Source organism: Pseudomonas sp. GW821-FHT09E04, from assembly GCF_059416185.1.
This window is the reverse complement of sequence record NZ_JBWKOR010000002.1, coordinates 925,917-950,837: the sequence shown is the minus strand read 5'-3', so window position 1 is coordinate 950,837 and position 24,921 is coordinate 925,917. Positions and strand designations below refer to the sequence as shown.

At 60.5% G+C, this 24,921-nt stretch carries 17 protein-coding genes; 12 read left to right on the top strand and 5 right to left on the bottom strand.

Annotated features, from left to right (window positions below):
* Positions 1 to 52: 52 nt before the first annotated feature.
* The 4 genes from ampD to AC07N4_RS10785 all read left to right on the top strand — a co-directional run bounded on the left by ampD (position 53) and on the right by AC07N4_RS10785 (position 4,196).
* Positions 53 to 613 (top strand): 1,6-anhydro-N-acetylmuramyl-L-alanine amidase AmpD, encoded by a 561-nt coding sequence (gene ampD / locus AC07N4_RS10800; protein WP_096818851.1) that lies wholly within the window; start codon positions 53 to 55, stop codon positions 611 to 613.
* Positions 610 to 1,443 carry a regulatory signaling modulator protein AmpE gene (gene ampE, locus AC07N4_RS10795; protein ID WP_096818853.1) on the top strand — a complete coding sequence of 278 codons (834 nt, stop codon included), beginning with the start codon at positions 610 to 612 and terminating at the stop codon, positions 1,441 to 1,443. The genes ampD and ampE overlap by 4 nt, the downstream gene beginning before the upstream one ends.
* 179 nt (positions 1,444 to 1,622) lie before the next feature.
* Positions 1,623 to 3,653: a methyl-accepting chemotaxis protein gene (locus AC07N4_RS10790; RefSeq protein WP_102619403.1), complete on the top strand. Its 2,031-nt coding sequence runs from the start codon at positions 1,623 to 1,625 to the stop codon at positions 3,651 to 3,653.
* A gap of 153 nt (positions 3,654 to 3,806) precedes the next feature.
* Positions 3,807 to 4,196, top strand: coding sequence for a hypothetical protein (locus tag AC07N4_RS10785; protein ID WP_096818857.1), 390 nt, complete (start codon positions 3,807 to 3,809; stop codon positions 4,194 to 4,196).
* Here AC07N4_RS10785 and AC07N4_RS10780 read toward each other — a convergent pair whose 3' ends face one another.
* Positions 4,197 to 4,973: a TatD family hydrolase gene (locus AC07N4_RS10780; protein ID WP_102619404.1), complete on the bottom strand. Its 777-nt coding sequence runs from the start codon at positions 4,971 to 4,973 to the stop codon at positions 4,197 to 4,199.
* A gap of 3 nt (positions 4,974 to 4,976) precedes the next feature.
* On the bottom strand, positions 4,977 to 5,972 hold the full coding sequence (cra, locus tag AC07N4_RS10775; protein ID WP_102619405.1) for a catabolite repressor/activator: 996 nt from the start codon (positions 5,970 to 5,972) through the stop codon (positions 4,977 to 4,979).
* 306 nt (positions 5,973 to 6,278) lie between these two features.
* Here cra and ptsP point away from each other — a divergent pair, with 306 nt between their 5' ends.
* Genes ptsP through AC07N4_RS10755 form a run of 4 tightly spaced genes read left to right on the top strand, consistent with a single transcriptional unit; the run spans position 6,279 to position 13,427 of the window.
* Positions 6,279 to 9,140, top strand: a complete 2,862-nt coding sequence (ptsP, locus tag AC07N4_RS10770) for a phosphoenolpyruvate--protein phosphotransferase (RefSeq protein ID WP_493065258.1) — start codon at positions 6,279 to 6,281, stop codon at positions 9,138 to 9,140.
* Complete coding sequence (pfkB, locus tag AC07N4_RS10765; RefSeq protein ID WP_493065259.1) at positions 9,140 to 10,081, top strand: 1-phosphofructokinase; 942 nt, start codon at positions 9,140 to 9,142, stop codon at positions 10,079 to 10,081. Before ptsP ends, pfkB begins: the two co-directional genes overlap by 1 nt.
* Positions 10,082 to 10,092: 11 nt before the next feature.
* Entirely contained in the window at positions 10,093 to 11,826 is a 1,734-nt protein-coding gene (locus tag AC07N4_RS10760) for a PTS fructose-like transporter subunit IIB (RefSeq protein ID WP_102619408.1), read from the top strand.
* A 59-nt stretch (positions 11,827 to 11,885) separates the two neighbouring features.
* Entirely contained in the window at positions 11,886 to 13,427 is a 1,542-nt protein-coding gene (locus tag AC07N4_RS10755) for an alkaline phosphatase D family protein (RefSeq protein ID WP_493065260.1), read from the top strand.
* Positions 13,428 to 13,477: 50 nt separating this feature from the next.
* Here the strand turns inward: AC07N4_RS10755 and AC07N4_RS10750 are convergent, their stop codons facing one another.
* The gene (locus AC07N4_RS10750) at positions 13,478 to 16,006 is read right to left on the bottom strand and encodes a PepSY domain-containing protein (RefSeq protein WP_493065261.1); all 2,529 of its coding nucleotides are present in this window, start codon (positions 16,004 to 16,006) and stop codon (positions 13,478 to 13,480) included.
* Positions 16,007 to 16,138: 132 nt separating this feature from the next.
* The gene (locus tag AC07N4_RS10745) at positions 16,139 to 18,463 is read right to left on the bottom strand and encodes a TonB-dependent receptor (RefSeq protein WP_493065262.1); all 2,325 of its coding nucleotides are present in this window, start codon (positions 18,461 to 18,463) and stop codon (positions 16,139 to 16,141) included.
* 207 nt (positions 18,464 to 18,670) lie between these two features.
* Between AC07N4_RS10745 and AC07N4_RS10740 the strand changes: the two genes are divergently transcribed.
* The 4 genes from AC07N4_RS10740 to AC07N4_RS10725 all read left to right on the top strand — a co-directional run bounded on the left by AC07N4_RS10740 (position 18,671) and on the right by AC07N4_RS10725 (position 23,491).
* On the top strand, positions 18,671 to 19,351 hold the full coding sequence (locus AC07N4_RS10740; protein ID WP_085698411.1) for a Fe2+-dependent dioxygenase: 681 nt from the start codon (positions 18,671 to 18,673) through the stop codon (positions 19,349 to 19,351).
* On the top strand, positions 19,352 to 20,110 hold the full coding sequence (locus tag AC07N4_RS10735; RefSeq protein ID WP_493065263.1) for a tetratricopeptide repeat protein: 759 nt from the start codon (positions 19,352 to 19,354) through the stop codon (positions 20,108 to 20,110).
* Between the two features lie 237 nt (positions 20,111 to 20,347).
* Positions 20,348 to 22,567: an alpha-xenorhabdolysin family binary toxin subunit A gene (locus AC07N4_RS10730; RefSeq protein WP_493065264.1), complete on the top strand. Its 2,220-nt coding sequence runs from the start codon at positions 20,348 to 20,350 to the stop codon at positions 22,565 to 22,567.
* A gap of 12 nt (positions 22,568 to 22,579) precedes the next feature.
* Complete coding sequence (locus tag AC07N4_RS10725; RefSeq protein ID WP_273538389.1) at positions 22,580 to 23,491, top strand: hypothetical protein; 912 nt, start codon at positions 22,580 to 22,582, stop codon at positions 23,489 to 23,491.
* A 43-nt stretch (positions 23,492 to 23,534) separates the two neighbouring features.
* Here the strand turns inward: AC07N4_RS10725 and AC07N4_RS10720 are convergent, their stop codons facing one another.
* On the bottom strand, positions 23,535 to 24,698 hold the full coding sequence (locus AC07N4_RS10720) for a type III PLP-dependent enzyme (protein ID WP_102619415.1): 1,164 nt from the start codon (positions 24,696 to 24,698) through the stop codon (positions 23,535 to 23,537).
* Positions 24,699 to 24,921 lie beyond the last annotated feature (223 nt).

Sequence of the window (24,921 nt, the reverse complement as noted above, 5' to 3'; positions counted from 1 at the left end):
GGCCGATCACGGCATACTGGGCGCCAACACAGTCGGCGTTGAAGGAATCGGTATGCAGTTGGATCCCGCAAGCGGGTGGTGTCACGGGGTGCAGGTCTGCCCGTCGCCCAACTTCAATGAACGCCCAGCGGGCGAAGTGTCCCTGTTGGTCATCCACAACATCAGCCTGCCGCCGGCGCAGTTCGCCACCGGCAAGGTGCAGGAATTTTTCCAGAATCGTCTGGATGTCACGGAGCATCCCTATTTTGCAGGGATCGCCGACCTGCGCGTCTCCGCGCATTTCCTGATCGAACGTGACGGCAAGGTCACCCAGTTTGTCTCCTGTCTTGAGCGTGCCTGGCATGCCGGCGTTTCGGTGTTCGAAGGGCGGGAAACCTGTAACGATTTTTCTGTGGGCATCGAACTCGAAGGTACCGATGATCTGCCGTTCACCGATGCGCAGTATCAGGCGTTGATTGTGCTGACCCGCCATTTGCAAAAAGCGTTTCCGGCGATCACTGTCGAACGCATCTGCGGGCACAGCGACATCGCACCCGGACGCAAGACCGACCCTGGACCCGCATTCGACTGGGCACGCTACCGCGCCGCCCTGGCACAAGAGGAAGGACAATGAGTTTTCTGGTGTTACTGCTGGCGGTATGGATCGAGAAGTTCTCGGCCCTGCGCCATCGGGTTCAACGCGATGGCGGATGGATCCGCGAACTGCACAAGCTTGAAAGTGGCCAATTGGCAAAACGGCCGTGGCTGGTGCTGGTCATTCTGGTTCTCCTGCCGGTGGCGTTGCTGGGGTTACTGCTGGTGGTGCTGGATCCGGTCGCCTACGGCTTGCTGGCCCTGCCGGTGCATCTGCTGGTGGTGATTTACAGCCTGGGTCGCGGCGATCTGCTCGGCGGCCTCGGCCCGTTCCGCGATGCCTGGCGCCGGGAAGACTTGCAGGCCGCCGCCCATGTGGCCAAACGCGATCTGGATATCTGTGCCGAAAGTGGCGAGCAATTGCTGGAGCAAGTGCAGCGCCATCTGTTGTGGCAGGCCTACCAGAGCTTCTTTGCAGTGATTTTCTGGTACTTCCTGCTCGGTCCGGTTGCCGCGCTGAGCTATCGCCTGCTGGCGCTGGCTGAAGAAAACGCGCAGAACCCGGCACTGGCCGAGCGGGCAGGGCAACTGCGGCACGCGTTCGACTGGGTGCCGGTGCGCCTGCTGGCGGCGAGTTTCGCCCTGGTCGGCAACTTTGTTGCGGTCAGCCGGGTCATGCTGCATGAACTGCTGAACTGGAACATCAGCGCCGCGCAATTGATCAACAAGGTCGGTCTGGCTGCCGGGGAAATCCCGCCCGCCGCGGTCGGCCCGGAAGGCATCAACACCCTCGATTGCCTGTGGGAATTGCTGCTGCGTGCCGCCGTGTTGTGGTATGCCGGATTTGCGCTGTGGACCGTGCTGCACTAGCACTTCTGTCGTCCTGTTGTAGTCCATGCGTGTAGCGAGGGGGGCAATCCCCCTCGTTAACCTTAAGTTACAAAACCTCCCTTCGATTTGAGCTATACAGAGATAGCGCCCGATAGTGGCTATCTGCTGTCGCCCCGCGCCTGCCAATAAAAACAAGAAAAAACCAAGGGAGACTTCCAGTGAAGAGCTTGCTCTATCCCGCCGTCTCGCTGATGAACCGCTTGAGCTTCGGCATGAAGTTCAGCCTGATCAGCGTGCTGTTCCTGGTACCGATGCTGGTGACCAACTTCTATCTGGTGCGCGATTCCTATCGCGAATTCCAGGGCACCCGGGTGGAGTTGCAAAGCCTCGACCTGCTGGGCAGCAGCCTGACCCTGCGTCGGGATCTGGAAACCCTCAACAACCTGGTGCAGATCAACGTCACCCTCGGCCAGTCGGGCAAGGCCGGCAATGTCGAAGCGCAAATCACTGGCCTTGAGCAAAACGTACTGGCGCGCCTGCAAGGGCTGACGGCCATGACCGAGGACCCGGAGCAGATCAAGGTCTTCGATGCCAAGCGCGATGAGATGATTACCGCGTTCAAGGCCCAGCAAGCGGAAAACTCCCTGCAAAGCAAAAGTGCGCTGATCGGCAAGCTGCTCGGCAGCGCACAGATTTTCAGCCAGATCATCGCCAGCCAGGCCGGTCTGAGCCGCGACACCCAGAGTGACATTCGCCAACTCAGCGAGCTGGTCACAGCCATCACGCCGGCCATCACCCAGACCCTCGGCGAAGGCCGGGCCATGGGTTCTTATTCATTGGGGCAGGGGTTTCTCAACAGTTCCTCCAGTACCCGGTTCGATGAGCTGCTGGCACAGATCGAAAAACTTCAGGGCGAGTACGGGCTGAAACTGCAGGACGCACTGGGCTCAAGCAAGGCCGCACGGGACTCGCTGAGTACCGTGGCCGACGCCAGCAAGGCCTCGCTGAAGCAGGCCAGCGAAATTTTCGAAGAGCAAGTGGTGGTCGCCGAGACCCTCGATGCGCCGTGGCAGGCGTTTTATGATCAGGTCACGGGCCTGATGGACCGGACTTACCAGCTCAACGAAGCCACCCTGAAATTCCTCGATACCCAATTGCAGCAGCGTCTGGCGCAGAACCGCACGCACATGGTGTTGCAGGCCGTGGCGCTGTCGGTGGTGTTCGTGTTGATTTTCTATCTCTATGGCGGCTTCTACGCCTCGACCCGCACCACGCTCAAACGCCTTGGCGCGATGATGGACAAAGTCGCCGCCGGGGACATGACGGTCAACTTCGTAGCCCATAGCCGCGATGAACTGGGCGAACTGGGGGAAGTGTTCAATGGCACGGTGCGCAAGATCCACGACCTGATCGAGCGGGTCGGGCATACCGTCGGCGAAGTCGAGCGTCAGGCCGGGCAAGTGGAAAACGTCTCGGCGCAAAGCAATCAGGCCGTGGCCGGACAGCGCACCCAGATCGAACAAGTGGCTACGGCCATGAACCAGATGTCGGCCACCTCGCAGGAAGTTGCACGCAGTGCGGCGGCTGCGGTGAGCAGCGCCCACAGCGTCAACGACGAAACCATCAGCGGACGTGGCCTGGTGGAGTCGCAACAGGGCAGCATCGCGGCACTGGCCAGCGAGATTGATCAGTCGGTGCTGGTGATCAACCAGTTGGCCAGCGACAGCCAGTCGATCAGCCGGGTGCTGGAGGTGATCAAGAGCATCGCCGAGCAGACCAATCTGTTGGCCCTCAACGCGGCGATCGAAGCGGCGCGGGCCGGGGAACAGGGACGAGGTTTTGCGGTGGTGGCGGACGAGGTTCGGACCCTGGCCAAACGCACTCAACAATCGACCGAGGAAATCGAGCAGATGATCGCCAGGCTGCACGGCGGGGTTGGCGCAGCGGTGAAGGCCATGGGTGTCAGCCATTCGATGGCCAATGGCACCGTCGGCCAATCGGAAAAGGTCCAGCAGGCGCTGGAAAACATCCTCGGTGCGGTAGGCATGATCGTCGATCAGAACCAGCAGATCGCCGCCGCCGTGGAGCAGCAGACCGCTGTCGCCCATGACATCGACCAGAACATCGTCGAGATCAACCGCGCCGGTGAGCGCACGGCCGAAGGTGCCTATCAGACTGAAAACGCGAGTCGGGCCCTGTCGGCGCAGGTGGTTGAGTTGAAGCAGTTGATCAGCGCCTTCCGGGTTTAAGCAGCCTGCCTCTCGGGAGGCAGGTTTGTCGGAATAATTTGTAGTACTTCTTTGCTTACGTTTGTAAGCAATTTCCTGATTTCCTCCGTGCTCTGATTTTTCGTCTTCAATGGATCAAGATCACATCAACTGACCGTTTGGAGGAGGCCACGCATGTCTGTTGCAACCCTGGGAGTCCAGGGCCGCTGTGCCCATTGTCAGACCACGCTGCTGCTCAAACCCTGGCAACTGAATGCCATTGCGATCAATGAACCGTTCACCTGTGCCCACTGCCAGAAAAGCCTGGAGCTGCGCTGCCCGAAACAGATCAGACGCTTCAGATCCCTCGATTCGCTGGGCTGGTTGCGCTTCAGTGCATCGTTGACGGTGTGCACCGCGTTGCTGGTGGCGCTGGTGATGGAATGGATCGGGCTGCTCAACGTGACGGAACAGTTGAATGCCTCTTTGATCGTGATTTTCGTGTACTTCGCACTGATGCGCCTGGTTCACCACCGCCAACACATGACCCTGACGCTCGACGCCGTCAGGTCCCTCGACGACTGACTACCAGCCGAACACTTCGCAGCCGTTGGCAGTGCTGGCCTCGGCGAGTTGTTCTGCAGTGACGTTCATCAACCCGGCAAGTGCCGTGCAGATGGCCGGCAAATGTGCCGGTGTATTGCGCACGCCGGGGTACATGGCAGGCGCCATGTCCGGTGAGTCGGTTTCAAGCACCACCGAACCCAGTGGCAAGTCGGCCAGCACCCGATGCATGCGCAAGGCCTGGGGCCAGGTGGGTGCGCCACCGAGGCCGAGTTTGAAGCCGAGCTTGATGTATTCCCGCGCCTCTTCACGACTGCCGGCGAAGGCATGGATGATGCCCCCGCGCTTGAGCTTGAAGCGCTTGAGCGTGGCAATCACCGCCGCATGACTGCGCCGCACATGAATCAACGCCGGTAATTCGAAATCCGCTGCCAGTTGCAGTTGCGCGTCGAACAGCGCTTGCTGGCGTTCGCGGTCGAGGGTTTCGATGAAGTAATCCAGTCCGATTTCGCCGACGGCGCACAGTTGCCGATGACCGCGCAGCCGTGTCAGCCAATCGCCCAGTGCAAGCAAATCTTCTGGCCGATGCTGATCGAGATAGACCGGGTGCAAGCCGAAAGCCGCGTACAGGTCGGGATCGCTTTGCACCAGATCCCACACCCGCTGCCAGTTGCCCTCATACACCCCCAGCACCACCATCCGCCGTACCCCGAGGGCACGGCTTTCAGCCAGCAACGCCGCACGGTCGGCGTCGAAGTCGGGAAAGTCCAGGTGGGTGTGGCTGTCGATCAGCTCCACGGTTCAGTCCCGATGAATACGCTGCTTGAAGGTACGGGCGATGGCTTGCACGCCAGGCTGGTAATCCGCTTGCTCGACCGCCGCCAGCGCCAGTGCCAGCGCCTTGTCGGCGATCAGCTGGTGCTGCTGGGCCATGGCGTTGACCGGCAGCGGCAGGAAGTCCAGCAACTGGGTGTCGCCAAATGTGCCAAGGCGCAGCGGGCGGTTTTTCAGCGGGAAGTCATGCAGCGCATCGAACACACCCTGCAACAGCACGTAGGACGTGGTCACCAGTGCATCGGGCAAATGCCCGAGTCGTTGCAGGAGTTCTTCCATCAATTGCTTGCCGCACTCGCGGCTGAAGGACTCGGCGTGCTCGATCAGCACTTCGCCTTTGAAGCCCGTGAGAGCCTGTTTGAAGCCGGCGGCGCGTTCCTGGCTGATGCTCAGTTCCGGGCGGGCGCCCAGCAGCACGATCTGTTTCGGCTGCGGGTCGAGCAGGCTTTCGGTCAGGTGCAGGCTGGCCTCGCGGTCGTCGCTGACCACCGAGCAGAAGTGTTCCGGATCCATCACCCGGTCGATGGCGATGACCGGCAAGCCCTTGGCCTGCAACTGGCGGTAGCTGTCGTCACCGGCCGGCAGGCAACTGGCGACGATCAACGCATCGCAGCGTCGGGCGCGGAACAGTTGCAGCAGTTGCCGTTCGCTGTCCGGCGCATCGTCGGAACTGGCGATCAGCAACTGATAGCCCCGCGCTCGGGCGCCTTGTTCCAGCAGCTTGGCGATCCGCGCGTAACTGGGGTTTTCCAGGTCCGGCAGGATAAAACCCAGGGTCCGGGTGTGCCGACTGCGCAGCCCGGCCGCCTGGGGATTGGGGGTAAAGCCGTGCTGATCGACCACCGCCCGCACCCGCTCGACGGTCGCGGTGCTGATGCGTTGCTGTTCGGCCTTGCCGTTGATGACGTAGCTGGCGGTGGTCACGGACACTCCGGCCAACCGCGCGATATCACTGAGTTTCAACCCGGGATTTCCTTGTTTTTTCGAGCTTGCCGCCACATTTTCGCCAATCCTACCCGATTCAGGCAGGCGACCATTGTCGCAGCGCATCCGACAAGTTGGACTTCAAGGATGAGACATTATCGAGTAACGTGCCGATCAATCTAGATTAAACGTTTCAGCAAGCGTATTTTCTACGTTTTAGACGCCTTTGGCCGGTGCTGCCGTGAAACCGCCAAAACTGCCTCCTGAAAGGGAAGCGCACAAGCGCCTAAGCTGGAACCATTCAAAACAATACCTGGCGCCCCGTGACGCCAAAAAGGAGAACGCATGCTCGAGCTCACTATAGAGCAGATATCCATGGGCCAATCGGCTGTGGATAAACCCGCTGCCCTGCAATTGCTGGCCGATCATCTGGTGGCCGATGGTCTGGTCGCCGACGGTTACCTTGCCGGTTTGCAGGCGCGGGAAGCCCAGGGCTCGACCTTCCTCGGTCAAGGCATTGCAATCCCCCACGGCACGCCCGAAACCCGCGATCAGGTGTTTGCCACCGGCGTGCGGTTGATGCAGTTTCCCGACGGCGTGGATTGGGGCGACGGCCAGATCGTCTATCTGGCCATCGGCATCGCGGCCAAATCCGACGAACACCTGCGCCTGCTGCAATTGCTCACCCGCGCCCTCGGCGAAACCGATCTGGGCCAGGCTCTGCGCCGCGCCAGTTCGCCTGAAGCGCTGCTGAAACTGTTGCAAGGCGCGCCACAGGAACTGGCGCTGGATGCGCAGATGATCGGCCTCGGGGTCTCCGCCGACGATTTCGAAGAACTGGTCTGGCGCGGTGCACGTCTGCTGCGTCAGGCCGATTGCGTGAGCAACGGTTTTGCCGGTGTGTTGCAGCAAGTCGAAGCGCTGCCGCTGGGCGATGGCCTGTGGTGGCTGCACAGCGAGCAGACCGTGAAGCGTCCGGGCCTGGCCTTCGTCACTCCGGACAAACCGATGCGTTACCTCGGTCAGCCGCTCAGCGGTCTGTTTTGCCTGGCCAGCCTCGGCGAAGCGCATCAGGCGTTGCTGGAGCGTTTGTGCGCGTTGCTGATCGAAGGTCGTGGCCATGAACTGGGCCGCGCCACCAGCAGCCGCAAAGTCCTCGAAGTGCTCGGCGGCGAGTTGCCTGCGGACTGGCCGAGTGCGCGTATCGCACTGGCCAACGCCCATGGTTTGCATGCGCGGCCGGCGAAGATCCTCGCCCAACTGGCGAAGCGTTTTGACGGTGAGATTCGCATCCGCATCGTCGACGGCCAGGACAGCGCCGTGTCGGTGAAGAGCCTGAGCAAACTGCTGAGCCTCGGCGCCCGTCGCGGCCAGGTGCTGGAAATCATCGCCGAACCGAACATCGCCGCCGACGCCTTGCCGGCCTTGCTGGCGGCCATCGAAGAAGGCCTCGGCGAAGAAGTCGAACCGTTGCCGGCCGTGAGCCAACAACGTGAAGTGATCGCCGACATCGCCGAAGTCTTGAGCGCCCCGACCTCCGGCAGCCTGCTGCAAGCCATTCCCGCCGCCCCCGGCATTGCCATCGGCCCGGCGCACATTCAGGTCCAGCAAACCATTGATTACCCGTTGCGCGGTGAGTCCGCCACCATTGAGCGCGAGCGTCTGAAAAATGCCCTGGCCGACGTGCGTCAGGACATTCAGGGCCTGATCGAGCGCAGCAAGGCCAAGGCAATCCGCGAGATTTTCATCACCCACCAGGAAATGCTCGACGACCCGGAGCTCACCGACGAAGTCGACACCCGCCTCAAGCAAGGCGAAAGCGCCGAGGCAGCGTGGATGGCGGTGATCGAGGCCGCCGCAAAACAACAGGAAGCGTTGCAGGACGCCTTGCTCGCCGAACGTGCTGCCGATCTGCGCGACATCGGGCGTCGAGTGCTGGCGCAACTGTGCGGCGTGCAGACGCCCACCGAGCCTGAGCAGCCGTACATTCTGGTGATGGATGAGGTCGGCCCGTCCGACGTCGCGCGGCTGGATCCGGCGCGGGTCGCGGGGATTCTCACCGCCCGTGGCGGCGCCACCGCACACAGCGCCATCGTGGCCCGCGCGCTGGGGATTCCGGCGCTGGTCGGTGCGGGCGCTGCGGTATTGCTGCTGAAACCGGGCACGCCGTTGCTGCTCGATGGCCAGCGCGGTCGCCTGCATGTCGATGCCGATGCCGCGACCCTGCAACGCGCCAGCGAAGAACGCGACACCCGCGAACAACGCCTGAAGGCCGCCGCCGAACAACGCCATCAACCGGCGCACACCACCGACGGCCACGCCGTGGAAGTGTTCGCCAACATCGGTGAAAGCGCCGGTGTGATCAGCGCGGTGGAGCAGGGCGCCGAAGGCATCGGCCTGCTGCGCACCGAACTGATTTTCATGGCTCATCCACAGGCGCCGGACGAGGCGACTCAGGAAGCCGAATACCGCCGCGTCCTCGATGGCCTCGCCGGTCGGCCGCTGGTGGTGCGCACCCTCGATGTCGGCGGCGATAAACCGTTGCCGTATTGGCCGATTGCCAAGGAAGAAAACCCGTTCCTCGGCGTACGCGGGATTCGGCTGACCTTGCAGCGTCCGCAGATCATGGAAGCGCAGTTGCGCGCCTTGCTGCGCTCGGCGGACAACCGCCCGCTGCGGATCATGTTCCCGATGGTCGGCAGCGTCGACGAGTGGCGTCAGGCCCGCGACATGACCGAGCGCCTGCGCCTGGAAATCCCGGTCGCCGACCTGCAACTGGGGATCATGATCGAAGTGCCGTCCGCCGCGTTGCTGGCGCCAGTGCTGGCCAAAGAAGTCGATTTCTTCAGCGTCGGCACCAACGACCTGACGCAATACACCCTGGCCATCGACCGTGGTCATCCGACCCTGTCCGCCCAGGCTGACGGCCTGCACCCGGCGGTGCTGCAACTGATCGACATCACCGTGCGCGCGGCTCATGCCCACGGCAAATGGGTCGGCGTGTGCGGCGAACTGGCGGCGGACCCGCTGGCGGTGCCGGTGCTGGTCGGCCTTGGTGTGGATGAGCTGAGCGTCTCCGGACGCAGCATCGCCGAGGTCAAGGCGCGCATCCGCGAACTCAGCCTGACCCAGACTCAAACCCTTGCTCAACAAGCCCTGGCCGTGGGCAGCGCCAACGAAGTGCGCGCATTAGTGGAGGCCCTGTAATGGCCAAGATTCTTACCCTGACCCTCAACCCGGCGCTGGACCTCACGGTGCAGTTGCCGCGTCTGGAGGCCGGTCAGGTCAATCGCAGCGACGAAATGCACACTCACGCCGCCGGCAAGGGCGTCAACGTCGCGCAAGTGCTGGCCGACCTCGGTCATCAACTGACGGTCAGCGGCTTTCTCGGTGAAGACAATCTGCAGGCGTTCGAAACCCTGTTCGCCAAGCGTGGTTTTGTCGACGCCTTCATCCGTGTGCCGGGCGAGACTCGCAGCAACATCAAGGTCGCGGAACGGGACGGACGCATCACCGACATCAACGGCCCGGGCCCGGTGGTCGGCGTGGTGGCGCAACAGGCGTTGCTGGAGCGTCTGGTGCAGATTGCACCGGGGCATGACGCGGTGGTGGTCGCCGGCAGTCTGCCGCGCGGGGTCAGTGCGAAGTGGTTGCGTGAGTTGATCGAGCGCCTGAAGGGGCTGGGCCTGAAAGTCGCGTTGGACACCAGCGGCGAAGCGCTGCGCACGGCACTCAAGGCTGGCCCGTGGCTGATCAAGCCCAACACTGAAGAACTGGCCGATGCGCTCGGCTGTGAAGTGCTGTCTCACGCCGCTCAGGCTGAGGCGGCCAATCGGCTGCATGCTCAAGGCATCGAGCATGTGGTGATTTCCCACGGCGCAGAAGGTGTGAACTGGTTCAGTGTCGGCTCGGCGTTGCACGCCACGCCGCCGAAGGTCAGCGTCGCCAGCACAGTCGGAGCCGGTGACTCGTTGCTGGCCGGCATGCTGCACGGTCTGCTCAGCGCCGATACGCCGGAGCAAACCCTGCGCACAGCCACCGCGATTGCGGCGCAGGCGGTGACCCAGATCGGTTTCGGTATTCACGATGCTGCGCAACTGGCGCAGCTCGAACAGGGCGTGCGCGTGCGCCCCCTGATAGAACAATAAGAGGGTTTGTCATGAAGTTAGCCATTGTCACGGCCTGCCCGAACGGCATGGTCACCAGTGTGCTGTGCGCCCGGCTGCTGGATGCTGCGGCCCAGCGTCAGGGCTGGAGCACCAGCGTCGAAGTGGTGGATGCGGCGCATCCGGAACGCGAATTGTCGGCGGCGACGATTGAGGCGGCGGAGTGGGTGTTGCTGGTGACCACCGGATCGGTCGACATGACCCGATTCGTCGGCAAACGGGTCTACAGGATTGCCCCGGCGCAAGCGCTGCAGGATGTCGAAGCGGTGCTGCGTCGCGGTGCCGAAGAAGCCGAAATTCATGTTGCCAGCGAAGTTGCACCGACGGCCGCGGAGCAACGCGCGCCTCGCATCGTCGCTGTCACCGCGTGCCCGACCGGCGTCGCCCATACCTTCATGGCGGCCGAAGCCTTGCAGCAAGCGGCCAAGCGCCTGGGCTATGAGTTTCAAGTGGAAACCCAGGGCTCGGTCGGCGCGCGAAATCCACTGAGCGCGACGGCAATTGCCGAGGCCGAGGTGGTGCTGCTGGCAGCGGATATCGAAGTCGCCACCGAGCGTTTCGCCGGCAAGAAAATCTACCGCTGCGGCACCGGAATCGCGCTGAAGCAATCCGAGGCCACGCTGAAAAAAGCCCTGGCCGAAGGCAAGCAGGAAAGCGCCGCGAGCGACGGCAAGGCCCCGGCCAAACAAGAGAAAACCGGCGTTTACAAACACCTGCTGACCGGTGTGTCGTTCATGCTGCCGATGGTGGTGGCGGGCGGCTTGATGATCGCCTTGTCGTTCGTGTTCGGCATCACCGCGTTCAAGGAAGAAGGCACGCTGGCGGCGGCGCTGATGCAGATCGGTGGCGAGACCGCGTTCAAATTGATGGTGCCGTTGCTGGCCGGTTACATCGCCTACTCGATTGCTGACCGTCCGGGTCTGGCGCCGGGAATGATTGGTGGATTGCTGGCGAGCACCCTGGGCGCCGGATTCATCGGCGGGATCGTCGCCGGTTTCATCGCTGGTTATGCGGCGAAGCTGATCAGTCGTTATGTGGCGTTGCCGCAAAGTCTGGAAGCGCTGAAACCGATTCTGATCATCCCGCTGTTCGCCAGTCTGATCACCGGGCTGGTGATGATTTACGTGGTCGGCAAACCGGTGGCCGGGATGCTCGCGGCGCTGACGCATTTCCTCGACAGCATGGGCACCACCAACGCGATCCTGCTCGGTGTGCTGCTGGGCGGCATGATGTGCGTCGACCTCGGCGGGCCGATCAACAAGGCCGCCTATGCGTTCTCGGTGGGGCTGCTGGCCTCGCAGAGTTATGCTCCGATGGCCGCGACCATGGCTGCCGGGATGGTGCCGCCGATTGGTCTCGGCATCGCCACCTTCATCGCTCGGCGCAAGTTCGCCCAGACTGAACGGGAGGCGGGTAAGGCGGCGCTGGTGCTGGGCTTGTGCTTTATTTCCGAAGGGGCAATTCCGTTTGCCGCGAAAGACCCATTGCGGGTGATCCCGGCGAGCATTGCCGGCGGTGCGCTGACCGGTGCGCTGTCGATGTACTTCGGCTGCAAGCTGATGGCGCCGCACGGTGGCCTGTTTGTGCTGGCGATCCCGAACGCGATCAACCATGCGCTGTTGTATCTGCTGGCAATCGTCGCGGGCAGCCTGCTGACGGCGGTGGTGTATGCGCTGGTCAAGCGGCCGGAAGCCGTCGAACTGGCGCTGGCGCCCGCCAACGCCTGAGGTGTCATACCCGCTTCATCTGGTGATGGTTAAGTTTTCCTTTTTTCAGGGAGAACAGCATGAGCGATTTCAACCTCGGTCGCCGGCGCGTGATGCAAGTGGTCGGCGCCGGTTTGCTGATGCCAGGGCTGGCGCCGGCCGTGATCGCCTCGGTCAAGGATCGACCGCAACTCACCGACGGCGTGCAGTCCGGCGACCTGCAGGGCGATCGGGCGATGATCTGGAGCCGCAGCGATCGTCCGGCGCGGATGGTGGTGGAGTGGGACTCCCGCAGTCAGTTCCGCCATCCGCGACGCGTCATCTCCGCGTTGGCCGACGCGCGCAGCGATTTCACCGCCCGCGTCGAACTCACCGGATTGCCCGCCGATCAGGCGATTTTCTACCGCGTGTATTTCAAGGACGCCCAGACTGGTGTTGCCAGCGAACCGTGGCTCGGCCACCTGCGCAGTGCACCGACCGCACGGCGCAATATCCGCTTCGTGTGGAGCGGCGACACCGTCGGCCAGGGCTTCGGCATCAACCCCGATATCGGCGGCATGCGCATCTACGAATCCATGCGCATGCGCCTGCCGGACTTCTTTATCCACAGCGGCGACACGATCTACGCCGACGGCCCGGTGCCGGCGCAACTGACCACTGAGGGTGGCCGGATCTGGCGCAACCTCACCACGGAAGCCAAAAGCAAGGTCGCCCAGACCCTCGACGACTATCGCGGCAATTACCGCTACAACCTGATGGACGAAAACATCCGCCGCTTCAACGCCGAAGTGCCGCAGATCTGGCAATGGGATGACCATGAAGTGGTCAACAACTGGTCGCCGGGCAAACAGCTCGACGAACGCTATCAGGAAAAAGATATCCACACCCTGGTCGGCCGTGCGCGTCAGGCCTGGCTCGAATATTCGCCGATGCGCCGTCAGGCAGCGGACGGTGGCGGGCGGATCTATCGCAAGCTGAGCTACGGGCCGATGCTCGATGTGTTCGTGCTCGACATGCGCAGTTATCGCGGCGCCAATGACGATAATCTCGGGGCGGAAAAACCGTTCCTCGGGCGTGAACAACTGAACTGGCTCAAACGCGGATTGAAGGCATCGAAAGCCCAGTGGAAAGTCATCGCTGCGGACATGCCGATCGGTCTCGGCGTGCCGGACGGCGAAGTCAGCCCCGGTGTGCCGCGTTGGGAAGCGGTGGCCAACGGCGACCCCGGCCCGGCCCAGGGACGTGAACTGGAAATCGCCGAATTGCTGGGGTTTCTGCGGGCGCAACAGGTGCGCAATTTCGTGTTCCTGACGGCGGACGTGCATTACTGCGCGGCGCATCACTATCACCCGGATCGGGCCGCGTTCCAGGATTTCGAGCCGTTCTGGGAGTTTGTCGCTGGGCCTCTGAATGCCGGGAGTTTCGGGCCCAATCCGCTGGACAAGACCTTCGGCCCGGAAGTGGTGTTTCAGAAAGCACCGCCGACGCAAAACGCTTCACCGTTTGCCGGGTTTCAGTTTTTTGGCGAGGTGAACATCGAGGGGCAGAGCGGGGAGTTGAGTGTGGTGTTGCGGGATCTGGATGGGGTGGCGGTGTTTGAGCAGAAGCTGCAGCCAGTCTAAATGCAGTGAACCTGTGGGAGCAGGCTTGCTCCCACAGGAATGCAGGTGAATCAGTAAACGTCGCGGCGATAACGACCCTGTTCGATCAGGCGTTCGACTTCGGCGGCCCCCAACACTTCATTGAGCACCTGATCCACCCCTGACGCCATGCCTTGCAAGCTGCCGCAGATGTAGATCACGGCACCGTCCGCCAGCCATTTCTTCAGCTCGGCAGCCGATTCGCGCAAGCGATCCTGCACATAGATTTTCTGCGCCTGATCCCGCGAGAACGCCAGGTCCAGTCGCGCCAGATCGCCGTTGATCAGCCACTCTTCGAGTTCTGCGCGACACAGGAAATCGTTCTCCCGATTGCGCTCGCCGAACAGCAGCCAGTGGCGTTGCTGCCCGTCGGCAATCCGCGCCTTGAGCAAGCTGCGCAGGCCGGCAAGGCCGGTGCCGTTGCCCAGCAAGATCATCGGCACCGGCTGGTTCGGCAGATGGAAGCCGCTGTTGCGGCGTACCCGCAGACTGATACTGCCGCCTACCTGCGCATGTTCGGTCAGCCATCCGGAACCGATGCCGAGGGTGCCGTCAGAATGCTGTTCCTGACGCACGATCAATTCCAGCACGCCGTCGGCAGCAATCGAGGCGATCGAGTATTCGCGCATCGCCAGCGGCACCATCGCATCGACCAGTGCCTGGGCATGCAGGCCTACAAGATGGGCGCGGTGTTCGGGCAACTGGCGGGTGGCGAGGGCGACTTCCAGCGATTCTTCCAGGCCGTTGACCTTCACGCTGGTTTCGCCACGAATGCCGAGGCCGTCGAGGAAATGTTCGATGGCCCACGGGCAGTTGCGTGGCAACACTTCCACCAGATCGCCAGCGAGCCAGCTGCTGGTGTCAGGCGCCGAGAGACCCAGCAGGAAAACCGGTGAACCGCTGCTGTCAGGGTTCATCAGTTCGCGGCGTTCCAGCGTCCAGTTGCTGTAGCTCGGTGCCTGCCAGGTGTCGACCGGTGCTTGCCCGGTGATCAGGCCGAGCTGGGTCTGCCAGTGACGCAGTGCGTAAGGATCACCATTGTCGACCTCCACCGGAGCGAACAGCGTCTTGCCGCCATGCTCGCCCAGCCATTGGTGCAGACGTCGGGCGAAACCGCAGAAGTGCTGATACTGACGGTCGCCGAGACCGAGTACGGCGTAATTGAGGCTGTCGAGTGTCGAGGCGTTGTTCAGCACTTTGCGTTCGAAACCGCGAGCGCTGTCCGGTGCTTCGCCGTCGCCGAAGGTGCTGACCACGAACAGCGCATTGTTGGATTCCTGCAGATCCTGCTCGCTGACATTCGCCAGCGGCTGCACCTTCACCGGCAATCCTGCTGCCTGCAACTGGCCGGCGGTCTGCCAAGCGAGTTGCTCGGCAAAACCGCTCTGGCTGGCGAAACCGATCAACCATGCCGGGGTGTCACCGGTCGGTTGCTCGAGGCCTTGGCGGGCATCCTTGATCTGCTTTTTCTTGCGGCGGCGATCGAGGTACAACAGCCATCCGGTGATAAAGAACAGCGGCATCAGCACCGCTGCGACCGTCACGATGATCCGCCCGACCAGACCGAAATAGCTGCCGACGTGCAGCGCGTAAATGCTGGTCAGCAATTGCGCCTTGAAGCTTTTGTCGGCGTAGCGGTCGACGCGTTTGACGACGCCGGTGGCCGGGTCGAGGGTGATCTGGTTCAGCGCGCGCTCGTGGGGCGAGCTGTCGAGCAGATAGAACACGGTCGCCGGTTGGCCGGCCACAGGCGGCATGCGGATGTTGTAGGAGGCGAGGCCTGGACCTGCGGAGCTGTAGATGCTGACCCACATTGCGGCGTAATCGGCGGTCGGCGCCGGGCCTTCAGGTGCCGGGCCGCGTCCGCCGCGCACACGTTCGTTCTGCGGCGCATCCGACAGCAATTTCGTCAGTCCTTTGTTGTACCACTCGTAGGACCAGGACAGACCGGTCAGCGCCAGCAACAGGTAAACCAGCATGCACCAGGTGCCGAACACCGAGTGCAGGTCCCAGTTGAAGCTGCGGCCCTTTTTCTTCCAGTCCAGGGTCAGCCACACGCGCCAGCTGTTCCACTGGCGTGGCCAGCGCAGGTACAGGCCGGACAGGCAGAAGAACAGCAGCATCAGGGTGCAGGCGCCGGTAATGTTGCGGCCGGTATCGCCCATGGCGAGGAACCGGTGCAGTTGCAGCATCAGGCCGAAGAAGTCCTGGCCGGTGGCCTCGCCCTTGAACTCGGCGGTGTAGGGATCGAAGTAGCGCATCTCGCCACGACGCTCACCTTTCGGCGGGGTGAACCAGACGCGTCCGACGCTGCCGCTTTCGGTTTCGACCGAGAGCATCGAGACTTTCTTGCCCGAGGCCGCTTCGATGTGCGCCACCAGGTCGGCGGGCGGCAGGACGCCGGCCACCTGCTTCTCCACCTGCAACACGGATGGGTTGAGGGCTTTCAGGATCTCGTCCTGAAACGAATAGGCAGCGCCGGTGATGCCCATCAGGGCCAGCACCAGCCCGGCAGTGATGCCAAAAAACCAGTGCAACTGGAACAGGGTTTTCTTCAACACGTCGCTTGCCTTGTCCGTTCGGAAATTGTGTTCACGGCGTGCATTATGCCGTGGCTTATCGAGAAACGTTCTTTATTACGCACAAAAGCCCCGTTCAAGTGAATGAACGGGGCCCGAGGCTTCCGGCTTCTATCAGAAGTGGAAGTTGGTGCTCAGCAATGCCGTACGGCCCGCCGCCTGGTTGGCGAAGTGAGTCGAGAAGGCTTTGTCGTAGTAGGTTTCGTTGGTCAGGTTCTGCACGTTCAGTTGCAGGTCGACGTTCTTGGTCAGCTTGTACGCAGCCATCGCGTCGTAGCGAACGTAGGAATCGACCATGGTGGTGTTGGCCACGCTGCCGAACACGTCATCCACGTAGAACGCACCGCCACCGATGGTCAGCTTCGGCGTGACCTGGTAAGTGGTCCACAGGCTGGCGCTGTTTTTCGGCGTGTTAGGCAGTTCGTTGCCGTCGGTGGCACGGTTCAGCGGGCCGCCATCCACTTGCTCGCTGTCCATATAGGCGTAACCGGCGAACACTTGCCACTTGTCGGTGATCTTGCCGCTGGCCGACAGCTCGATACCTTGTACACGAGTCTTGCCGGCGTTTTCGTACGACGTGGTATCAACCTGGACACGCGCGTTTTCTTTCTCGGTGCGGAAGATGTCGGCGGTCAGCGACAGGCGATCGTTCAACAGATCCCACTTGGTGCCGATTTCGTAGTTCTTGGTGGTTTCCGGCTCCATGTCGCTCTTGAGCAGGTTACCGTTGCGATCGGTGGTGCCGCCCAGCGGGTTGCCGTCCATGCCTTCGCCCAGGGTGTTGCCCGGTGGCGTGGCGGAAGTGGCGTAGGACGCGTAGATGCTGCCGTTCTCTGCCGGTTTGTAGACGATGCCGAACTGACCGGTGACGAACTCGCTGGTGTCTGCACCTTTGGCGGTGGTGGTGCCAGCGTTGTTGTAGGTGTGGTAGCCGGTTTCGAAGTGGTCGTAACGCAGTCCCATGTTCACCAGCCATTGCTGGGACAGTTCCAGGGTGTCGAACACATACAGCGCGTAAGTATCGGACTGGGTGTCAGTGCCGGCGTAGTTGCGCGAAATGGCGCCGTTCCACGGATCGTTCGGGTTCGGGTTCGACAGCGAGGTGCAGTTGTAGCCGCTCGACGCGCCGATCATCGACGGGGTGCAGTTGGTGCTGGACGGCACGTTGGTGGAGCGCGGCGTGGTATCGGTGTTGACGTTGTAAGAGGATTTGCGGCTTTCCTCACGGGTGTATTCGACACCGGTGGAGAAGCTGTTCTTGAACCCTGCAACGTAGAAGTTACCGAACAGGTCAGTCTGGTTGGTGGTGGTCTCGGTGTTGCTCACGCGAGTGTTCGCACGACGCCAGACGCTGCCGTTGTTGACGTTGCCCTTGCTGTCGTCCGGCTGGGTCAGGATGTAATCCTGCATGCTGGTGCCGTGACGCAGAGTGTTCTTGATGGTCAGCGAGTCATTCAGGTCATGCTCGATGGCGAACGTCGCGGTGTCGGTACGACCCTTGCGGAAGTCGCGACCGTCCAGACCGTAGAAGTTGCTGTGATCGCCGCCCGAGTACGGCTTGTCCGGATTGGACTTGGTACGTGCCGCCGAGCCGGCAGCCGGAATGGTGTACGGGATGCCCGAGTCCGGCGTGTCGTTGCTTTCGAGATGGTAGTAGTCGAGGTTGACGCGAGTATCGGTGCCCAGGCCGAAGGCCAGGGATGGCGCGATGCCCCAGCGGTCGTAGTCGACGCTGTCGCGACCGGCGACGTTGCTCTCGTGGCTCATCAGGTTCAGACGGCCGGCAGCGGTGTCGCTGAACTGGTAGTTGCCGTCCAGGGTGTAGCGCTGGGTCTGGTCGGAACCCCAGGTGAAACCACCGTCGAACGAGTTGCCCAGGTGTGCTTTCTTGCTCACCAGGTTGATGCTGCCGCCCGCCGCGCCGCGACCGCCGATGGCGGAGTTCGGGCCCTTGCTGACTTCGATGTTTTCCACGGCGAAGATCTCGCGGCTCTGCGAACCGGTGTCGCGCACGCCGTCGAGGTAGGTGTCGCCCTGGGCGTCGAAACCACGGATGAACGGACGGTCGCCCTGCGGGTTGCCACCTTCACCGGCACCGAAAGTGATGCCCGGTACGGTGCGCAGCGCGTCCTGCATGTTCAGGGCGCCGGTGTCCTTCAGGACTTGTTGCGGAATAACGGTGACCGAGCGCGGCGTATCGACCAGCGGCGCGGTGTACTTGGGCGAGGAGGCTTTCTCGACCTGGTAGGACGTCGAGTCCTGGGCTTCGCCGGTGATGGCGGTGGCGTCCAGGGCGATGGCATTGCCGGAGGCTTTGCTGTCGGTCTTTTCAGCGGCGAACACCATGTGGCCAGCGGAGCCGGCGGTGATTGCGACGCCGATGGCGGAAGCGAGCAGACGTGGTGAACTGACCGGTAATTGTGCTTGTTGACGTGCCATTTTTATTCCCCTCCCCAAGGATTTGAGGCGGCGGAATATAGGGTAAACAGGTATTCGTATCAATTGCGAAACATTGCTATCCGCACTGAATTTACATTCTTTACAATTTAACCTTACGGTTTTTGCCAGTTCATTCGTCTAGCGGGTTTTACACAGCCAATAAGAATCAATACCATTGCCGCCTCTTTGCCATCAGGTGACTTCGACATGCTGCTGCACATCCCCGCTCTGTTCGAGAAAGACGAAGTGCGGCGCATCCGCGAGGCTCTGGAGCAGGCCGACTGGGCCGATGGCAAGATCACCGCCGGCTATCAATCGGCCAAGGCCAAGCACAATCTGCAACTGCCCGAAGGCCATCCGCTGGCCAAGGAAATCGGCGCCGCGATGCTTGAGCGCCTGTGGAAAAATCCGCTGTTCATGTCCGCCGCGCTGCCGCACAAGGTATTTCCGCCGTTACTCAACTGCTACACGGCGGGTGGCAGTTTCGATTTCCACATCGACAACGCCGTGCGCCAGCCCAAGGGCAGCATCGAGCGGGTACGCACCGATCTGTCGGCCACGCTGTTTTTCAGCGAACCCGAGGACTACGACGGCGGCGAGCTGGAAATCCAGGACACCTTCGGCACCCAGCGAGTGAAGCTGCCCGCTGGCGACATGGTTCTGTATCCCGGCACCAGCCTGCATAAAGTCAACGCGGTGACTCGTGGCGCTCGGTATGCCTCGTTCTTCTGGACCCAAAGCCTGGTGCGCGAAGACAGCCAACGCGCCTTGCTGTTCGAGATGGACGGTGCGATCCAGCAACTGACTCAGGACATGCCCGATCACCCTTCGCTGATCCGCCTCACCGGCACCTATCACAACCTGTTGCGCCGCTGGGTCGAGGTGTAAGTGACGGACTTTCGTTTGCGCCGCGAAGAAATCCTCGACGGCGAACGGCTCACCGCCATGCTCGAAGAAAGCCCGGCTCGCGCGGCTCAGGCCATTCTGATGGCGGCGGGCGAGGGCGTGCTCGAAGCGCAGGCGCTGCTCGGGCAGATTCTGCTCGATGGTCATGGGATTGCTCAGGATCAACCGCTGGCATTGCGCTGGTTTGAAATCGCCGCCGGGCAAGGTCATCTAATGGCGCGCAACATGCTCGGCCGCTGTCATGAACACGGATGGGGTTGTGTGGCCGACGCCGAGCGCGCTGCGCGCCATTACCAAACAGCCGCCGACGCGGGGCTGGATTGGGCGATGTACAACCTGGCAAACCTGCACGCCACCGGACGTGGAATACCCGAAGACCAGGCGCTGGCCCTCGCCCTGTACCGCCGTGCTGCCGAGTCGGGGCATGCCAAGTCGATGAACCTGCTGGGCCGGTATCTGGAAGAGGGACGCCACTGTCCGCAAGACCTGCCAACGGCGCGCGACTGGTATCGGCGTGCGGCCGAGGGTGGCGACTTTCGTGGGCAGTTCAGTCATGCGGCAATGCTTGCCGACGAAGGGCACATCGATGACGCACTCGGCTGGCTGCGCAAGGCGCTGGACGCGGGCAATGTGAATTTCCTGCGAGTCGCCAGCGTGTCTTTGTTGAATGCACGACATCCGCAAATTCGTGCAATGGCCGACGCTTATAAGTTGCGGCTGGCGGAGTTAGTTGCTTTGTAAGTATTTATTCTGCGGTGAGTTTGTTTTTTATCAAGTTGATATGGCTGTTCTCGGATAAGAGTCTGGGCGGATGGTTTGTTTGTCTTGATTGCTAATATTTGAATGCTTGTTGATTGTTGTCTTGCTGTCCTAAGGTTGTTTTGCGATGTCGGCGCTCAAGTTGGAATGAATCGCTCGATGATGTCGTATATCTAGAACGACTTTTATTAAATATCCGAAGAAGACAAGGAGTCTCTTATGGAATTCAAGATGGACAGCAAGATTGTCGAGGCCGCTGCAAAGGCGCCTCGGGTGTTTGTAAGTGCTTCGCTCGGCGAGGGTGAAGAATACAATCGGGAAACCGGTATTCAATTAACCAAAGAACAGATCATCAGCCTGCGTAAGTATGAAGTGCTGGGGCTGTCGCTTCCCGTTCGACTGGCGGATGTCGTTGCCTATTTGAACTATGGCGCCGGGGATACAGGAGGTGTTGGGCTCAAGGCAACGGACTTTCTGCGGACATTCACCTACACCTACGACCATGCCAAGCGCTGGTCGCCGTTGCGTGAAAAAATCATGCTCACAGGGACCGATCTCAAGATTTTTGCCGGCAGCATTATTCGCACAGGCAAAGGAATAGTTGAGATCTACGAAGACCTGAAAGCCTCCAGATACCTGGAGGAATACGATATCAAAACGCCGGAAGAGTATCTGGAGCTGAAACGCACGATTCCGGGGCTTCCCGACCTGGGTTTGCCGTCCGGTGATGTTCCTGAAATCAAGGCCTACCTCAACGACATGCTGGCCAAGGTCATGCAGTGCCACGCGAAGGCCGAGCACGTCAGAGCTGAACTCGACAGTTTTGGCGCTGATATGCGCGAGATCGTGCTGCCAGAGATCAAGCTGCGACTGGAGTTTGTGTCTCGCAATACCTATCAGGCAGACATCCAGGCTCTACAGGTCGAAATCGACCAGCGCTCGAAAGAAATCGATGAACTGAACAAGCAATATGATCAGTTGGTTCAGGAAGCGATCAGGTCGGCAGCCGCACTGAATATCGGTGGTTTGATTCTCGGCATCTATCAGGGCGTCAAGGCCGAAAAAATCCGAAAGGAGCGAAACAGGTTGAAGGCAGAGCAACAGGCTTCCAACCAGGTAATGGCCAGCAAAAACCAGACGCTGAGTTCCCTGAACAAAGTGCGCGATGATTTGCAGAACCTGAGCTATGTAGCGATTGAAGCTGAAGTCGCCACGCAAAACCTGATGCTGGTCTGGAATGCACTGAGTACCTATATCACTGCATCTGTCAAAGAAGTTGATCTGCTGCAGGAAGCAACTTCCTTGAGGAAGTTCAAGAACCAGATTCTCGGCATTATTGATCCGTGGGAGCAGATCAAGGTGAGTTCCGATCAGCTGTTGGGCGTGTTTGCTGCGGCAGATAAAGAGTATGGAAGCAGTTTTACGGTGTTCAGGAGCAAAGCAATGATGTTTTCGCCAAGTAATCATCCCGCCACTTCGGATTTTGATGTTACAGCTTTGCGTGCCCACGCGGCTGCCGTTCAAACAAGCAATGTCACTGCGCAAATGCTCGGTGAGCAGTTCAACTATCTGCCGGGTACCGTCCGCACAATGAATGGGCTGACAGTGGCTATCCAGAAAGCCACATTCGAACTTCGTAATCAGGCCCAGACAACAGGGATCAATCTGGAGCGTGCGCAGAACAAGCTGAAAATGTCTCAGGCCGAACTTCTCGAATATCCGGAAGACGCGGATGAAATCCGCGAGGAAATGGAAAGCGAACTCAAGAATGTATCGATGAACGTCTCCGAGCACGCGGACGATTTGAAGATGACGCACAACGGCTTGAGTACCGCCTATGACCGATCGGCGTCGGCGCAATGGATTGCAACGCTGCAACAGGACCGGGCCTTCACGGAAGCCCTGAAGGTCAAGTCGGAAGAAAAAGTCGCCGATTTCGAAAAGCAGATGAAATCGGTGTCTGAAGCGCTCGACCTGCTCGCGAAAGCCGGGGTGGAGAAAATCGGTAAGGAAGCCCAGCTGACGCTGGATAACCTGAAAGCACTGGGGCTGGCGCCACCGCAGGTTCAAGTCGCGTTGTTCGCCATTGATACCTTGAAAAAAATGATCTCGGGTATTGGTGAGGCGATCTCTTATCTGAACATGCTGGCGGCTTACAACCAACTCAAGGAAAAAGCGGCTGATCTGAAGGCGCAGTTGAAGAAACACATCAACGATATTGCGCAGATCGATGGAAAGATTCACCTGGTGCAAGTCCTCGACCAACTGGACGAGGAGCGCTGGAGTTACGTGAATGAATTCTCGAATCTGGTGGCCGTATTCGAGTCCTTCGCCCGAGACTTCAAACAGGACAAGTCGCAGCCTGTCGAGCAGAGAACGGCTTCTGCCATCGCCCGTATTGCCGACGTCCGGCAGTATCTGAAAACGGTTCAGCAGTAAGGAGTCGAGGCGGTGGGCGTTCTGCCCACCGCTTCCCGATCAGTCATGAATACACTTGCCTATGAGTTTTCCGCAGCACAACGACGCGTACTGGATCGATACACGAATTTCCTGGGCTCTCTGAACCCAACCTTCAATAACATTCCTTTGGTGTTCGAGCGCCGCAGAGCCATCGGTCATCAAATGGCGGTACTGGCCAACGATTCGCGTTTGAACAACGCCAGGTTCAATGCGCGCTACTTGCAGGAGTTCTGGGAGCGTACTGAAGACGCTCGACGCCTGTGCAGCACATATGTTGCGGATCTCACCCTGTTCACCGCTGAGACTCAGGAAATCATCAAAAACACCTCAAGGAACGAGCCCCTCAGTCAGGTGGATTTCAAGCTGTACAGTTTATCCAGGTCGCCAACCTGGAAGTTGTTTCCGCCCACTGATGTGCCGGATCTGATTCACGAACTGGCACTTCGGTTTTCCTCGCTGAGGGCGGCGATACGCCAACTGAAATACACCATCGCTGAGGTGCATGACGAGTCGTTCGGGCTTAAGTCGGTGTTCATCAGGGCGATGGATCATCGCTCGTGCCAGTGTCATACCCAACCGACAGTGGTCGAGGAGTTGTTTCGCGAAGCGCGTACAGCACCAGCCTGGGACTTCGCTTGGTCGTCAGCTGATCCGCTCGTAAAAGCCGCAGAGTACAAAACCGATATCGCCGCGTTGTTTAACGGACTGGCTTCCGTGAGTTCGCAACTCAGCGTGTTTCTCGAAGAGACCGGCTTACGCATCGATACTGTGTTCAATGAGTTGTTGAGAGCTGAACGTGTATCGAAACTCGGGGAGTTGAATTTCCAGCTCGCCGCCTCGAAGGAGGGCGCTGAAGAGTTCATGGCGATGATCAATCACCTTGAGACTTGGCTGCGCAAATAAAAAAGGCCCATGCATGCATGGGCCTTTTCAGTTGAAGCGTCGCTTACACGTAGAACGATTTCAGCGGCGGGAAGCCATTGAACTCTACGGCGCTGTAACTGGTGGTGTACGCACCGGTCGACAGCCAGTACAGGCGATCACCGATCGCCAGGTTCAGCGGCAGGCCGTACTTGTAGTTTTCGTACATGATGTCGGCGCTGTCGCAGGTCGGGCCGGCGATGACCACTTCTTCCATCTCGCCTTTTTTCTCGGTCCAGATCGGGAACTTGATCGCTTCGTCCATGGTTTCGATCAGGCCGGAAAACTTGCCCACATCGGTATAAACCCAGCGCTCGACGGCGGTACGGGACTTACGTGCAACCAGTACCACTTCGCTGACCAGGATACCGGCGTTGGCGATCAGCGAACGGCCCGGCTCCAGAATGATTTCCGGCAGGTCATCACCGAAGTCTTCCTTCAGGAAGCGGATGATCTCTTCGGCGTAGGTTTCCAGGCTGTTGGTGCGGGTGATGTAGTTGGCCGGGAAGCCGCCGCCCATGTTGATCAGCTTGAGATGGATGCCGTCTTCTTCTTTCAGGCGCTCGAAGATCACTTTTACCTTGGCGATCGCCGCGTCCCAGACGCTGATGTCGCGCTGTTGCGAGCCGACGTGGAACGAGATGCCGTAAGGCACCAGGCCCAGGTCGCGGGCGAGGATCAGCAGGTCCATGGCCATGTCGGTCTGGCAGCCGAATTTGCGCGACAGTGGCCAGTCAGCCGTGGTCGAGCCTTCGGTCAGGATGCGCACGTAGATTTTCGAGCCCGGCGCAGCCTTGGCGATGTTGCGCAGGTCGGCTTCGGAGTCGGTGGAGAACAGACGCACGCCCTTCTCGTAGAAGTAGCGGATGTCCTTGGATTTCTTGATGGTGTTGCCGTAGCTGATGCGGTCCGGGCTGACGCCACGGCCCAGCACTTTGTCCAGCTCATAGATCGAGGCGATGTCGAAGCTCGAACCTTTCTCTTTGAGCAGGTCGATGATCTCGACGGCCGGGTTGGCCTTGACCGCGTAGTAGACCTTGGCGAATTCGAAACCGGCGCGCAGGTCATCGTAGGCCTGGGCGATCATCGCGGTGTCGATCACCACGAACGGGGTTTCCTGTTTGTCGGCGAACGCCTTCATTTTGTCAAAAGTGGCGCGCGCGAAATAGTCTTCGACCTGGATCGACATGCTGGGAGCTCCTATGGGCAAACTCGTAAAAACAATGGGTGCAAATGAACGCCCTCCGTATCCCCACTTTGGTTCGCCTACTTCCCAAGGCATGTCGCCGAAAGCAAAAAGGCCATGGGTCGTTGCCCTTGGCCTTGCTGTCTCGTCGTCAGTACTTGAGCCGGATGGATCGTTTCCAGCATGGACGTTCGGCGCGAACTTTAGGGCGTGAGGGGCCTGAGAT

Coding starts and splice junctions, on each gene's coding strand:
- ampD (WP_096818851.1), top strand. CDS start 53: ATGCAGTTGGATCCCGCAAGCGGGTGGTGTCACGGGGTGCAGGTCTGC.
- ampE (WP_096818853.1), top strand. CDS start 610: ATGAGTTTTCTGGTGTTACTGCTGGCGGTATGGATCGAGAAGTTCTCG.
- AC07N4_RS10785 (WP_096818857.1), top strand. CDS start 3,807: ATGTCTGTTGCAACCCTGGGAGTCCAGGGCCGCTGTGCCCATTGTCAG.
- ptsP (WP_493065258.1), top strand. CDS start 6,279: ATGCTCGAGCTCACTATAGAGCAGATATCCATGGGCCAATCGGCTGTG.
- pfkB (WP_493065259.1), top strand. CDS start 9,140: ATGGCCAAGATTCTTACCCTGACCCTCAACCCGGCGCTGGACCTCACG.
- AC07N4_RS10760 (WP_102619408.1), top strand. CDS start 10,093: ATGAAGTTAGCCATTGTCACGGCCTGCCCGAACGGCATGGTCACCAGT.
- AC07N4_RS10755 (WP_493065260.1), top strand. CDS start 11,886: ATGAGCGATTTCAACCTCGGTCGCCGGCGCGTGATGCAAGTGGTCGGC.
- AC07N4_RS10745 (WP_493065262.1), bottom strand. CDS start 18,463: ATGGCACGTCAACAAGCACAATTACCGGTCAGTTCACCACGTCTGCTC.
- AC07N4_RS10740 (WP_085698411.1), top strand. CDS start 18,671: ATGCTGCTGCACATCCCCGCTCTGTTCGAGAAAGACGAAGTGCGGCGC.
- AC07N4_RS10730 (WP_493065264.1), top strand. CDS start 20,348: ATGGAATTCAAGATGGACAGCAAGATTGTCGAGGCCGCTGCAAAGGCG.
- AC07N4_RS10720 (WP_102619415.1), bottom strand. CDS start 24,698: ATGTCGATCCAGGTCGAAGACTATTTCGCGCGCGCCACTTTTGACAAA.